Annotated in this window: 13 protein-coding genes; all 13 read left to right on the forward strand. The window is 56.0% G+C overall.

Annotated features, from left to right (window positions below):
* Positions 1-91 precede the first annotated feature (91 nt).
* Positions 92-1,276, forward strand: coding sequence for an ATP-grasp domain-containing protein (locus HNQ36_RS20555; protein ID WP_184088150.1), 1,185 nt, complete (start codon positions 92-94; stop codon positions 1,274-1,276).
* On the forward strand, positions 1,273-2,232 hold the full coding sequence (locus tag HNQ36_RS20560; protein WP_184088152.1) for a polysaccharide deacetylase family protein: 960 nt from the start codon (positions 1,273-1,275) through the stop codon (positions 2,230-2,232). The genes HNQ36_RS20555 and HNQ36_RS20560 overlap by 4 nt, the downstream gene beginning before the upstream one ends.
* Positions 2,198-3,337 carry a DegT/DnrJ/EryC1/StrS family aminotransferase gene (locus HNQ36_RS20565; protein WP_184088154.1) on the forward strand — a complete coding sequence of 380 codons (1,140 nt, stop codon included), beginning with the start codon at positions 2,198-2,200 and terminating at the stop codon, positions 3,335-3,337. The genes HNQ36_RS20560 and HNQ36_RS20565 overlap by 35 nt, the downstream gene beginning before the upstream one ends.
* 6 nt (positions 3,338-3,343) lie before the next feature.
* Positions 3,344-4,408, forward strand: coding sequence for a beta/alpha barrel domain-containing protein (locus HNQ36_RS20570; protein WP_184088156.1), 1,065 nt, complete (start codon positions 3,344-3,346; stop codon positions 4,406-4,408).
* A gap of 108 nt (positions 4,409-4,516) precedes the next feature.
* Positions 4,517-5,533, forward strand: a complete 1,017-nt coding sequence (gene pseB / locus HNQ36_RS20575; protein ID WP_430641392.1) for a UDP-N-acetylglucosamine 4,6-dehydratase (inverting) — start codon at positions 4,517-4,519, stop codon at positions 5,531-5,533.
* Positions 5,534-5,567: 34 nt separating this feature from the next.
* The gene (gene pseC, locus HNQ36_RS20580) at positions 5,568-6,773 is read left to right on the forward strand and encodes a UDP-4-amino-4,6-dideoxy-N-acetyl-beta-L-altrosamine transaminase (protein WP_184088167.1); all 1,206 of its coding nucleotides are present in this window, start codon (positions 5,568-5,570) and stop codon (positions 6,771-6,773) included.
* 36 nt (positions 6,774-6,809) lie between these two features.
* Positions 6,810-7,514, forward strand: a complete 705-nt coding sequence (locus HNQ36_RS20585) for a class I SAM-dependent methyltransferase (RefSeq protein WP_184088169.1) — start codon at positions 6,810-6,812, stop codon at positions 7,512-7,514.
* A 50-nt stretch (positions 7,515-7,564) separates the two neighbouring features.
* Positions 7,565-8,458, forward strand: coding sequence for an aldo/keto reductase (locus tag HNQ36_RS20590; RefSeq protein WP_184088171.1), 894 nt, complete (start codon positions 7,565-7,567; stop codon positions 8,456-8,458).
* Entirely contained in the window at positions 8,455-9,141 is a 687-nt protein-coding gene (locus tag HNQ36_RS20595) for an acylneuraminate cytidylyltransferase family protein (protein WP_184088173.1), read from the forward strand. Before HNQ36_RS20590 ends, HNQ36_RS20595 begins: the two co-directional genes overlap by 4 nt.
* Before the next feature lie 6 nt (positions 9,142-9,147).
* The gene (locus tag HNQ36_RS20600; protein WP_184088175.1) at positions 9,148-10,347 is read left to right on the forward strand and encodes a polysaccharide pyruvyl transferase family protein; all 1,200 of its coding nucleotides are present in this window, start codon (positions 9,148-9,150) and stop codon (positions 10,345-10,347) included.
* An 18-nt stretch (positions 10,348-10,365) separates the two neighbouring features.
* The gene (locus HNQ36_RS20605; protein ID WP_184088177.1) at positions 10,366-11,853 is read left to right on the forward strand and encodes a hypothetical protein; all 1,488 of its coding nucleotides are present in this window, start codon (positions 10,366-10,368) and stop codon (positions 11,851-11,853) included.
* The gene (gene wecB, locus HNQ36_RS20610) at positions 11,850-12,989 is read left to right on the forward strand and encodes a non-hydrolyzing UDP-N-acetylglucosamine 2-epimerase (RefSeq protein ID WP_184088179.1); all 1,140 of its coding nucleotides are present in this window, start codon (positions 11,850-11,852) and stop codon (positions 12,987-12,989) included. Before HNQ36_RS20605 ends, wecB begins: the two co-directional genes overlap by 4 nt.
* Entirely contained in the window at positions 12,986-14,221 is a 1,236-nt protein-coding gene (locus HNQ36_RS20615; protein ID WP_184088181.1) for a glycosyltransferase, read from the forward strand. The genes wecB and HNQ36_RS20615 overlap by 4 nt, the downstream gene beginning before the upstream one ends.
* Positions 14,222-14,249: the final 28 nt, after the last annotated feature.

Consider the following 14,249-nt stretch of genomic DNA (forward strand, 5'->3'; position numbering starts at 1 on the left):
GGTGATCGAGAAGCACGCTCGCGCCAATGTCGACTTTTTGTACGCCCTTGCTGTGAAGTGATTGTCGAAAGTGTCTGCGCGGAAAGCCATCATGTTCGTCGGAGCAGGCCAGCACCAGCTTCCGGGAATTCACAATGCCAAGGCGCGAGGTCATCGGATTATTGCGCTGGATGGTGATGCAAATGCGCCAGGTTTCGCTTTCGCCGATGAATCACATGTCGTGAATATCAAGGATGTTGACGCGTGCTTCGAGGTTGCCAGGAAGTGCAATTTTGATGGCGTGCTTGCTCTCGCGACCGAGGCCGGTGTGCGCAGCGCGTCATTCATTGCCGAGAAATTCGGGCTTCCGGGATTGCCTTTCTCGGCCGCCTGCAAAGCGACGGATAAGCGCGCGATGCGCGAAATTTTCAGTGAAGTCGGTGTTCCATCCACTCTGTTTCGTTCTTGCGGCTCGATCGATGACGCCAGCGAGGCCTATCTGGTATTGGGGCCAAAAGTCGTCGTGAAGCCGGCAAATAGTGCAGGATCCCGCGGGGTTTCCTTTGTGCAGGCGCCGGAAGATGTTTCGGGCGCGTTTTCGGTCGCGAGCACTGTCGCCAGCGGGGAAGATGTGCTGGTCGAGACGTTTCTCGAAGGACCGGAAGTCGCTGTTGACGGCTTCATGGTCGGTGACGACTTTCAGCTGTTTTGCGTCAGCGACAAAATTCGGACCAAGCCGCCGGCGCTTCTCGACACGTCTGTCATCTTTCCCGCACAGCGATCCGCGTCAGAATGCAGCGCAATTGTAGACGTTGCAACCAGAGCAGCGCGAGCCTTGGGAATTCGCAATGCGCCGATCCACGCTGAACTCATTGTGACGCGTGAAGGGCCTAAAATGGTTGAGATCGCAGCGCGAGGCGCGGGTTTCCACGTCTTTACTCAGATCATGCCGTGGATCAGTGGCGTCGATACCGTAAAGGCACAGGTTGCCCTGTGTCTGGGCGATCGCCCGGACGTTCGGGCCGGTTCGCCAAAAGCGGCTGTTCTCGATTTTCCACGAGCTCCTGCCGGCCGTGTGCAGGCAATTGAAGGTATGGAATTGCTCGCTACTGACCCCGGGCTGATCTTTTCCGAGGTGTTTTGCAAGATTGGAGATGTGGTTGGACCTTTGCGCTCTGGAGCGGATCGCATTGCCGCTGTCTGCGCAAAGGGTGAGACCATGGCCGAAGCGCGCAGCGCGCTATCGCGCGCACTTTCCAACTTGAGAATCTCGATTGAGCCTGAGGTGACGCAGTGACAAGGCCTTTGCCTATTGCTCTGACCTTTGATCTGGATCCAGACGTCTTCGATGCCTCGATTGATCCAGAGAGTCATCGCAATCGATTGACGTGGCTTTGCATAACTCTTGGCATTCGCAGAATTCACGAAGCGCTCGAAGGAATCCCGGCATTTCGCGGCGTTGCCCCGCCATGCACGTGGTTTGTCCGGGTCGATAACCAGATTGCGGACATCTACGGCCGGCCGGGGCATTTGCTTGAACAGTATGATGCGATCTTCCGGGATGCTCAGAAGCGAGGGGATGAGATTTCATGGCATCCACACCTCTATCGCCGGATCGAGAACAACTGGATTCAAGAGACGGACGAGGCCGCTTTGGACGAAGCCCTGAAGTGGTCTGTCACCGACATGCGCAAAATGGGCTATGAGGTCGCATGTTCTCGCATCGGTGAGGCGTACGGTTCCTCATGCATTATGCGATCGCTGTCGCAACTCGGCATCAGATATGACGCGACCGCGATGGCCGGCCGTCGCAGAGTGGACGATCAGAGGCTGATAGACTGGCTTCCAACGCCGCCGGACGGCTATCGGCCGTCGCAGGCCGATCATCGCGTTCCAGGAAAGCCTGAGTACCCGATACTTGAAGTTCCGATGTCCATGCTTCAGGTCAAGGCCGAATACGACGAACAGCCGATCCTGCGTTATCTGGATTTGTCGTTTCACCCGGCTTCACTCGATGTGGGTCTATCCGATCTCGTGAAGAATGCACCCCATCTGGTCGCGGTAACGCATCCGAGTGCGATTCTGGCGGAGTGTCGGCCAGCCAAGCCTCATGGTTTGTTGTCGTATGCGATCGAGGGATTGGTGGCGAATGTCCTCGCGATCATTTCTCGCGCTCAAATGGCCGGCAGGAGTGTCCAGTTCGTGACGATGAGCGATCTTGGCCGCCAGATCGAGACGCGGATTGATGGCTAGCGCGGCTCATCTGGAGAATCGGCTCGCGGCTCTGATCGGCCGTAAGCATTGCATTGCGGTGGGCCGTGGGGCAACGGCGCTTTGGCTCCTGTTCCGTACCATAAGAGATGCAAAGAGAAATGTTCTGGTCCTTCCAGCCACTCTATGTCTCAGTCCGGCGTTTGTCGCTCAACTCGCCGGATTTCAGCTCGAGTTCTGTGATGTCGAGCGAGCCACAGGCAATCTGTCGCCAGAGAAGCTTGAACGACTGCTTGCCTCGAATTCCAGCATCAGAGCGGTGTTGCTCGCTCATCTCTATGGCCAGCCTGCAAAGATCAAACAGATCAAGGCGATCTGTTCAGCGTTTGATGTGTTGCTTATCGAGGACGTTGCGCAGGCGTTTGGCGCAACGACCGAAGGCCGGATGGCCGGTGCTTTCGGAGACGTGGCCATTCTGAGTTTCGGTCACACGAAGATTCTCGATGCTGGCGGGGGTGGGGCGCTGCTCACGGACGATGACGCGCTAGCGAACGAAATAAGGTCGGCTTCGCGAGATCTCCCGGGTCAGCACCCGGAAAGCGCGTCATGGTCTGATGATTATCGAAAAGCGTATTATGCGCTGGCGCCGCTGGCGGAGCAGCAAACAAGGCTTCGCACGCTGATAGGCGCGCTGGGTGCAGTCTTCCCGCAAATGTACGTCTATCGGCTTGACGATCCTCTGGTTGAGCGTATTGAGCATCAGCTTGACCAGATGGACCGAGAAATAGATCACCGGCGCGCGATGGCCGATGGCTACGCTGAAGGGCTGTGTGGACTTCCGGTATCCTTTCTGAACACGGATCGGGAAGGTGTGCCGTGGCGTTTCAATATCAAGCTCCAGCGCCAGTGGCGGAACGCGGCACTAACATCTCTGCGAAATGAAAAATTTGATGCCAGTTCGTGGTATCCTGCGCTTCCTCCCTTCTTTCGGTTCGATGACGAATGGGAGGAAAAATATCCGGGCACTGCAGATATAGAGGCTGGCATTGTCAACCTTTGGGTCGATAGCTCAACGACCCGCTCGCGTGTCGCAGCTTGTTGCCAAAGCCTGGCGCGTTCACTCGATCGTATCAGTGGGAAAGCTTGATCGTTGATGACCAACAACTCAAAAAAAGTTTCATTGGTGGACTGCACACTCAGGGATGGGAGCTACCAGGTTGGATTCGGCTTTACCGCAGCTCATACCGCGGCGCTCGTATCCCGGCTGGAGCAAACGGGTATCGAATGGATCGAGGTCGGGCACGGTCTTGGGTTGGGCGCGCCGGCTTCGGGGCGCGTCAAGTCCGCTGCAAGCGACAAGGACTACATCGTTGCGGCGCGCGAAGCCCGTAAAAGCGCGAAGATCGGCGTATTTGCAATGCAGGCTTTCGCGAATAATGACGACATCAGCCGCGCGGTGGATCACGGCATCGATTTCATTCGTGTCGGTGTTGACGCTGGCCGTTTTGATGCGGGCGAGGATTTCATACGTCACGCGGCCAGGCTGAATGTTCATGTCACGACGTTTCTGATGAAGACCTATACCGTTGATCTCGCCCGGCTGAGGGACAATGCCAGTCGTTTCGTAGACTGGGGGAGCGACGCCGTTTCGATCGTGGACAGTGCCGGCGGAATGACGCCGCCAATGGTTCGTGACTACGTCTCGGTGGTGAGAGACAAGACAAATCTGCCGGTCAATTTTCACGGTCATAACAATCTCCAGCTTGCGGTTGGGAACGCTATCGCTGCCATTGATGCGGGCGCCACGAGTTTGGATGCATCTTTGCGCGGGCTGGGACGCTCGGCCGGCAACGCACAGATCGAAGCGCTCGCGATTGCGCTCGATCGCTGCGGATTTGACATTGCGTGCGATCCTATGGCGTTGGCCAGGCTGGCGCGGGATTTCTATCCGGCGCTCGTCGAAGGAAACACGACTGCCCCTCTGTTTCGCAGCGAAGATTTGTCGGCCGGCATTGATTTTCCGGACCTCGTCCAAGGAAAATCATTCGTTCATTCGGCGCTCCAGCCGGTCATTGACGAGGTTTCAAAGGACGTCAACGTGGATCCTGCGGATCTTGCCATTGAAGTGGGAAAGATTTCCGGTGGCCTCGATCTCAGTCGGCATGCGGTGAAATCTATTGCCGAAAAGCTGGTAGGTCAAAGCCAGTCAAGAAACTGACCCCAAACGTGAATAATTTTGGTTCGAGAATCGTCGTAGTGGGAACGCGAGAGCACATCTTTCTGTCGCCAGGCGAAGCAAGAGGTTTGAATGAATTCCGTAGATAACATGCAAGATGCGAGCACAGGCGAGGCTTGGCGCCAATTCGACGGGAAGTCGGTTTTGGTTACCGGTGGCACAGGATCGTTTGGAAAACATTTCATTCGCCGGCTACTCAAGTCCGCTTCTCCTCGGCGGCTCGTGATTTTCTCACGGGACGAGATGAAGCAGTTCGAGATGCAGAACGAGTTAACGCCACTCGATAAGAATGGCGTTCTTCGGTTTTTCATCGGCGATGTTCGCGATCGTTCCAGGCTTGAAATGGCGTTTCGCCGGATCGACATCGTGATTCATGCGGCGGCGCTGAAACAGGTTCCTACGGCAGAATACAATCCGTTCGAGTGCATTCACACGAATGTGCTCGGCGCAGAGTACATTGTCCACGCCGCTCTGCGGTCCGATGTCAGTCGGGTCATTGCGCTGTCAACCGATAAGGCCGCAAGCCCGATAAATCTTTACGGAGCCAGTAAGTTGGCATCCGACAAGATATTCCTTGCCGCGAACAATCTCAGCGGCTCCGGTGGAGCGCGGTTCGCCGTCGTTCGCTATGGTAACGTGATGGCATCTCGCGGCAGCGTGATCCCGTTCTTTCAACGGCTCGTTGCGGAAGGGGCAAAATCCTTGCCGATAACCGATCCGCGAATGACGAGGTTCTGGATCACGTTGCCGATGGCGGCGGATTTCGTTGCTGCAAGTATCGGACGGATGTCGGGAGGCGAGATTTTCATCCCGAAGATTCCGAGCATGAAGATTACCAGCTTGGCCGATGCAATCGCGCCGGGAATGCCGCACGAACTGGTGGGCATTCGCCCCGGCGAGAAGTTACATGAAGTCATGATCACTGAGGACGATGCCCGAAACACGATCGAGTTGTCGGATCACTACGTCATTCAACCGAGTTTCGGATACTGGTCGCGTCCCGCTTATTTGGAATCAGCCAAGCCGGTTGCGGAAAATTTCCGCTACGCGAGCGATAATAATACGCAGTGGCTGGATGCCGACACGCTTCGCAAGCTGATCGGTTAGCGGGTGAACTGAGCTCATCAAAAGAGATCCATCAATGACTGCTGAATTCCTGCCATACGGCCGTCACGTCATCGACGAGGATGACATTTCAGCCGTCGCCGACGTGTTGCGTGGGGACTGGTTGACGACCGGCCCCGCTGTCGAGAAGTTTGAAGCATCGTTGGCGGAGCGTGTAGGCGCCAGATTTGCTGTCGCTTGTTCAAGCGGAACGGCGGGGCTTCATATGGCGACTGCTGCTGCCGGTTTGTCGGCGAGCGATCGCGCGATTGTCCCGCCCATGACGTTTCTGGCGACAGCCAATGCGGTTCGCTATCAGGGCGGTGAGGTCATATTTTCGGATGTAGATCCGCAAACAGGCCTCCTCAATATTGACGGGCTGCAGGAGGCGGTCGAGCGGTCTCCGAATGGAGTCCGTGCGGTGCTGCCGGTGCATCTTGCCGGCCAGACAGTAGATATGCCGGCTCTGGCGAAACTCGCCGACAAGGCCGGGTTCGTGGTTATTGAAGATGCGTGCCATGCGCTGGGGACAGAATATCTGGACGGCAAGGAGATCGTGAACGTCGGGTCGTGCCGGCATAGCACGATGGCGGTTTTCTCATTTCATCCAGTCAAAACGATAGCCATGGGCGAGGGCGGGGCTGTTACGACCAATGATCCCGATGTTTACCGGAAGCTTCTGGAATTTCGAAATCACGGAATGACGCGCGATGCCGCCCGGTTTCAGAATAAGGGTATGGCGTTCGATTCGGATGGACAGCCGAATCCCTGGTACTACGAAATGCCGGATGTCGGCTTCAACTATCGCGCCAGCGACATCCATTGCGCCTTAGCTCACAGTCAGCTCAAGAAACTGAATTCGTTCATCGGCAGGCGCCGCGAACTTGCAGTGCGCTATGACGAGTTGCTAGGGCCTTTGTCGCCGGCTGTGTTGCCGCCACTTCATATTGAAGGATGCATGCCGGCCTGGCACCTCTACGCCGTGCGCATCGACTTTAAGGCCGCCGGACTAGCACGCAAGCAGCTCATGGTTCGCTTGCGAGAGTCGGGAATTGGATCGCAGGTGCACTACATTCCGGTCCATCAGCAGCCCTATTATCGGAGACTGCATGGCGACGTAAGCTTGCCGGGCGCGGATGCCTACTATGGTGCGACGCTTTCGCTGCCTTTGTTTCCCTCGATGTCCGACCGCGACGTTGACAGGGTTGTTGATACGCTGGCCCATTCTCTCAGGTTGAACTGAGACGCCCTGAATCATGGTCCGACCGAGCTAAAGCAGATGAATACAGTCCGCAGCTGGTACGATTCCGCTTATGCGTCCCTGGGCTTTGCGGCGCAGCGCCGATATCCCAACGAAGAACTGCTTCGATTCATGGGGCGTCATTTCTTCGGAGTAGATAAAGCTCAGCGTTCGTCGAAGACGTTTCTTGAGCTGGGCTGCGGTTCCGGAGCAAATCTATGGATGATCGCCAGGGAAGGATTCGATGCTTACGGTCTGGATCTTTCTCCAGAAGCGCTGCGTTTGTGCGAAATCATGCTTGAGAGCTGGGGCGAAACTGCCTCGCTGCAAGCAGGAAGCATTTTAGACTTGCCTTACTCGGCCGACATGTTTGACGCCGTCGTGGACGTATTCTCGACATACTGCGTTAACGAAGAGGAATTCGGCCGATGTCTAGACGAAGTGGCCCGCGTTACAAAATCGGGCGGGCTGTATTTTTCTTATTCGCCATCGAAGAATTCAGAAGCTTTCAAGTCGCATCATCCCGCGGTCAAGATCGATGACAGCACTCTTGACGGGATCGCGCGGCCGACATCGCCCTACTATGGCAATAGCTATCCTTTTAGATTCATTTCTCCGGAAGAGTACGCTCACCTTCTGCGCAGCCGGGGATTCAATGTTATTTTAAGCGAGCGGATAGGGCGTACCTACAGAGACGGTGCGGAGTATTTCGAGTTTGTGAGCTTGACGGCTCAAAAAGCGTGACCGATTTGAGGGCTATATCCGATCAGCAGCGGAAGGTTGCAGGACGGCTGATGCTGGGTACCGTCCAGTTCGGCATTCCGTATGGCGTGACAAATGCACGCGGCAAGATTTCGCCTGAGAAAGTCTCGGAGATACTTTCAGCGGCGCAACAGTCAGGTATCAGGCTCGTGGATACGGCTGCTGATTACGGCACAAGCGAGGAGGTATTGGGCCGATACCTGCCTGCAGATGTTGGAGTCGTTACCAAGATCCCGGCTGTGAAAGCCGATGCCGTTACGCCTGCCGATATTCAGCTTGTAAGAAACTCCGTATTCCGATCACTTGAGCGGCTGCGCCGCACGAAAATCGATGCCCTTCTGGCTCATCAATGCGCGGATTTGTTCAAGCCGGGTGGTAAGCAACTGGTCCAGTTGCTGCAACAACTTAAGGCTGATGGCATAGTCTCCCAAATCGGGATCTCGGTGTATGACAGTGACGATATCGATCATGCACTTGAGCTGTTTCGCCCCGATGTGGTTCAGGTGCCCTTGAATCTGTTTGACCAGCGGCTCAAGCTTAGCGGCCACATTGCCAGGATGCGCGATTTGGGAATCCAGGTTCATGCGCGGTCGGCCTTTTTGCAGGGAGTATTGCTGGCCGAGCCATTGAGCCTGCCTGCTTACTTCAGGCAGTTCGACGGTCAGTTCGCTCGCTATAACGAGCTTCTTGGCGTGAGTGGAATTTCCCGCATCGCTGCCTGCCTTGGCTTCATGATCGAGCAGAGTGGATGTGATTTTGTCATTGTGGGGGTGACCGACCGGAGTGAGCTGGAAGAAATTGTTTCTTCCCTTCCGGCAGGGAGCGCTTTGCCGCCTATGGATGTGCTCGCGACCGATGAAAGCGCGCTGATCGACCCACGGACGTGGAATCTCTCCGCACCCGCAAACGAGGCAGCCCGGCAATGAGAATTGCGATTGTGCCTGCCCGCGGGGGAAGCAAGCGAATTCCGAACAAGAACATCGTCGATTTCCTCGGTGCGCCTTTGATGAGCTACTCTCTCAAGGCGGCAGAGGCTTCAGGGCTCTTCGACGTCATCCACGTTTCAACAGATAGCCGCCGGATCGCAGAGGTTGCTGCGGAATGCGGCCATCCCGTCGATTTCATGCGAGCGCCAGAACTTGCGGATGATCACACGCCGCTGTTGCCTGTGCTGCGGTGGACGCTTGAGCAATATGACTTGCGTGGACGGCGCTTTGACTCGGTTTGCCTTCTGATGCCGACGGCTCCGCTCATAGACGCAAGCGATCTTTGCGATGCGGCAGAATTATTTGCAAAAAAAGGGTCCAAACAAACCGTGATCGCCGTATCGCGGTTTAGCGTCCCGGTTCAGTGGGCTTACTACCTCGATGCAGAGGGCCAGTTGGAGCCCGCCCAGCCGGGAATGGCGGACGTGCGGTCTCAAGATTTGCCTCCTGCCTATTTCGATTCCGGAACGTTTGTTTTTGTGCCGGGGTCTGACGTTCGGGGCGGGCGGATCGACGGGAAAATGATCGCTTATGAGATCCCGCGATATAAGGCGATTGATATCGATGACATGGATGATCTTCGTTTCGCCGAGATCATTGCCCGTGGTCTTTCGCAATCATAGCTGCGCATGGCCAGAGACCTAGCCAATCGCTTTTTCCTGTATGGCTATTACGGGCAGGAAAACCTGGGCGATGACCTGCTCCTGTTTTCGGCGATCACGGGCATTTGCGAGATATGTCCGGGTGCCAGGTTTATGGTTCGCAGCGGCGGCCCAATTCGGGGCCTCGATAAAATAGAAGCTTCCGTAGAGCCAGTAAACGTAGACAACATCCTTGCCGATCAGTCGAAAGGGAAAGTCAGGCGCGCAGTCGAGACGCTTCTTGCGTATCGCCGCTGTTTTCGAAAATGTTCCTGGCTCATATTCGGAGGCGGGACGCTCTTTCACGAGAGAAAGTCAGTCGCGCCGCTCGTTTTGCTCGCGCTGATTTGCCTGCTAGCCCGGCTAATGGGTCTAAAAGTCGCGGCGCTGGGTGTTGGCGTTGCCGAATTGAAGTCCCCGCTTGGAAGATTCGCCTTGCGAGTCATCGTTATGACATCGGAGCTTTTTGCCGTTCGAGATAACTTGGCATATGCTGAATGCGAAAAGGCCGGTTCCGGACGAAGGGTGATGCTCACCGGCGATCTCGTGTTTGGTCTCAAGCCGCAACTGCGCTTGGGCGCGAGGGATGCAATTCCTCCGCCGGTGTCGCCCGCTCGCCACGTCGCGTTGTCGATAAATCCCTGGCTGCTTCATGACGTGGCGGAGTCGCAGAAACAATTCGAGATTCTGGCAGAGGCTGTATCGATACTCGCGGGGCGGGGCTGGTCTGTCTCGCTTCTCGCGTTTCATAACGCTGACGATGGCGCGTCAGATCACAATCTGCTTGATGTGATCAGAACGAGCATTCCAGCCGATCGCAGGTCTCTTGTCCGTGAGTTCGTCCTCGCGGCGGACGCAGACATACTGACAGACGTTTTCTCAAGCATCGATCTTCATTGTGGTATGCGGTTTCATGGTCATGTTCTTGCAGCAATGTATGAGAAGCGGTTTGTTGGAATATCGGCCGACAACAAGGTCGATGCGATCTGCAGGTTGTTCGGAATGCCGGTCCTTCCTCTGGGCGCGTTCGATGCCGACGGTCTGATTGAGGCCATCGATAGTGCGCTGGGTCTCAAGATTAATACAAAAGTACTGGAAATGTCGGTTCTGAATGCGCGGCAAAATTTTACCGCGCTGTCCAGCCTTGTAAGCCCGGCTTACGAGCATGCTGACGCACAATCCGTGTAAATTGAAGTGATGCAGGATATGAAGAAGCCAATTCGGTTCCTGGTGCACGGCTACGGGACGTACGCCATAATCTATCGGCATATCATTGATCTCGCCAAGACAGATGCGCCGGACGTCGAATGGTCGATGATTCTCCCGACGTCTCATCATATCGAACCTCTCAGCGAGGTGCTTTCGGCTGGCAACCTGCTTTGTTTGGAGCACGCTCAACGCCGCAAAGTTTCCAAAGTCACGGATTTTTCGGCTCTCAAGGATTATCCCGACAGCATTTATGCTGACATCGAAGTTGAGAAGAAAATTTTCAAGCATCGCCCTGCGGATCAGCAGGTCGCTCGGGCTCTGGAAGTTTATCAGATCTACAAGTCTTTCGTCCTGCGCATCAAGCCCACGCATATTGTGATGTCGCATGTCGAGACATTCGACGGAAAAGCTCTCGTTGCGATTGCCAAGGAGCTTGGCATTCCGGTCATGGTTCCGTCAGATCTCAGAAATTTGGGCGGGATTTCCTTTACAAGCGATGTTCTTGAGACGCTCCCGGTGTATCGCAAGGCCGGCCCGGAGACGATTGCGCAGGCTCTTAGGTTTCTAGACGAATTCCGGCAAAGCGGTGTGCCTGCCTTTCGGCCCTCGGGATTTGCTGTGCCGGGCGAGGGGCCGCTGCCGCACTATCAGAAGAGTGCACCTCAACGGCTCCTCGGCTTCCTGAAGCGTACACTGGACAATCCGGGGTTGTTTGAGCCTGCGCTGCTTGCAACGAGCATAAAATATGCCTTCCCGAGATCTCGCGAGGCCATTCGGAAGTTTCGCGGCTATCGCAACGGCCGCGTGTATGATATCGGAACGTTGGCTGAACTTCCGGAGAAGTTCATCTATTATCCGTTGCAGACATCTCCTGAGTCCTCAATCAATACGCCCGCGCCATATTTTATCGATCAGATGCGTGCGATCGATGCCATCCGTTTTGCGATGGCGAGCGATTGTACTCTTGTCGTAAAGGAGCACTGGGCTTCTGTCGGAATCCGTCCGCCATCATTTTATGCGGAGTTGAGACGAAGGGCCGGCGTTCGCATTGCCCACTTCGGTGTGCCGTCGCTGGAGCTTATAAAGCGCGCTCAGCTTACAATTTCCGTCACCGGCACAGCCGTCTTTGAAGCTTTTCTGCTCGGACGTCCATCATTGGCGTTGGGCGGATGCTTCATCGCAGAATATCTAGGCGGTGTTTGTTCGATCGACGAAATGCCAAAACGGATTCAGCACGCGATCGACAACCCGGCTGCTGACGATGCGATCGTCAAGGCATTGGCCGAGATTTATAGCGTGCGTTATGAATGCGTGTTCAGGCCCGCGGACGAGCCCGGTTACCACGGGAACAGACCTGAAAATATCAAGCGGCTCCTGCATTCGATCCTTCGGCATGTGGAGAGGCTGGAGCGTTTCGAGGAAGGGAGCGCGGAGATGGCAGATGGGGCGCTCGCTGCAGGGCGCTTGTTGCGGGGGACGCATTGAAGCTCTTTTTCGCTCTTGGTACGCGACCCGAGGCCATCAAGCTGGCGCCGCTGATCCTCCATTGCCGGGCATCGGAAAATGTCGATGTTACCGTTTGCAACACCGGGCAGCACAAGTCCTTGGCGAGAGACATGCTCGATGCTTTCGGTATTCGAGCGGACATCGATCTGGACGTCATGCGTCCTGGTCAATCCCTGACACAGATCACGACGAATATTCTGAAGGCTATTGAGCAGCCCCTGATCGATCGAAAGCCTGACTGGGTTTTGGTTCAGGGGGATACGACGACGAGCTTGACGGCGGCGTTGGCGGCATTCTACCAGAAGATCCCCGTTGGCCATGTGGAAGCTGGCCTGCGTACCGGGGACCGCTATTCCCCATGGCCGGAGGAAATCAACCGTCGCCTCAATACCGCTCTTGCGACGCTGCATTTCGCGCCGACGGAGCGAAGCCGCGAGAATTTGCTGGCCGAAGGTATTCGCTCCGACCAGATCGCGATCACAGGCAATACAGGTATAGATGCGCTGTTTCAGGCCTCGAAAATCCTCGATGATAACGAGGCGATGCGCAGGAAGATCGTCGATGGCCTGGTAGGTCACGGGCTGGATTTCTTTCGGTCATCGCCGGCGGCCGACGACCTTGTCGTCGTTACCGCGCATCGCCGTGAGAATTTCGGGGCTGGGATCGAATCGATCTGTCATGCGATTGTCGATCTCGCCAGATCGCACGCGAAACTGAAATTTATTTTCCCGGTTCATCCCAATCCGGAAGTGGTGGGCCCGGTCGATCGGATCGTCAGGGCGGCCTCTTGCGCGAATATCTATCTTACAACGCCCTTGGACTACTTTCCGTTCACATACCTTCTGAAGAATGCGCGGCTTGTCGTCAGCGATTCCGGTGGCATCCAAGAAGAGTCTGTGTCTTTGGGAAAGCGGATCGTCATCCTTCGCGAAGCGACCGAGCGCGTCGAGCTTGTAGGCCAGCCGGATGTCTGGATCGTCGGAACGGATCGGCGTTCGATTATGGATGCCGTGAACACGGCGCTCAATCAGACCGCAGCGTGTCGTCCATCGGAATTGTTCGGCGATGGCCGCGCGTCGCAGCGAATCCTGACTGCGCTTGAAGCGGTCCGATGAAGCTTCTTGCGATCTCCTACTGTTTGCCGCCTATGGCATACCCACAGGCTACCCAGATCGGCAGGTTGCTTTCGCATAGCAAGATGCAGGTTTGCGCGGTGTCTGGCGGCGATGCTGTAGACTCTACCGGCTTCGCCGCGCGCGTCGAACATTATGTCGTGCCGTTCGATGAGAGTCGGGGATTGTGGCAAACAATTGCGACGAGGGCTGCGCCGTTCTACGGCGCCGTTCCCGACAATTATCGCGGGTGGATCGATGCGGCCTATAGAAAGATCGAAGCGTTGGTTGCGGACGCGGGAAGGCCGGATTTGCTTGTGACGTTCGGTGAGCCGATGAGCGATCATCTTTTAGGTCTTCGTCTGAAGCGGGCTTTCGATATCCCATGGCTGGCGCATTTCAGCGACCCATGGTCTGACAATCCATTTCGCAAGCTGCAATTTCTGTCGAAGCCGGTGAACCGTGCCTTGGAGTGCCGTGTGCTCGAGCACGCTGATGCTGTCGCCTTCACTTCTGCGGAAACCGTGGATCTCGTTTTCGGAAAGTATGAAGCAGCCTTGCGCGAGAAGGCATTCGTTCTGCCGCATGCTTATGATCCAGCGTTGTATGGCGATGAAGCGGAAAGGGAGTCTTCAGGGCCGATCACGCTCCGTTATATCGGGAACTTCTACGGTCATCGCAGTCCGAAGCCATTGATTTACGCGCTCGCCGAGCTGCAACGCAGCGAGCCGCATATTTTGAAAGATGTACGGGTCGAACTGGTTGGCGGTCTTCCCTCCCGCATGAAACTGTCGCCCGAATTGAAGTCGCTTCCTCCCGGCTTGCTGGTCGCGCGTGGCAATGTTTCCTATGCTGAGTCTCTGCGGCTGATGAAGACCTCGGATATTCTGTTGACCATCGATGCGCCCGCAGACCTCAGTGTCTTTTTTCCGAGCAAGCTTGCCGATTATATTGGCGCTCGCCGGCGGCTTCTCGGTATCGTTCCGCCCGGCGCTGCGGCGCGTATTATCGATGAATGCGGAGGGCGCTCTATCTCGCCGCGCGCGGCAGTCAAAGACATTGCGCGGCTTCTGCGCGACGAGATTCTGGCCTCGCGACTTCGGCGCGAACAAGGCGTGGCGTTTGCTTCCCCCGAAGGGCATGCCAGCCGGTACGCCATCGCGAATGTGGTCCCGTTGTTTGAGGGCCTTTGTCAGAAGACGATCGAGATCGCGCAAGCGAGGAGGGCGTTTTGACGGAGTGCCTGATTTGCCGCTCGTCGGA

The organism is Afipia massiliensis, assembly GCF_014203115.1.
Taxonomy (GTDB): Bacteria; Pseudomonadota; Alphaproteobacteria; order Rhizobiales; family Xanthobacteraceae; genus Afipia; species Afipia massiliensis.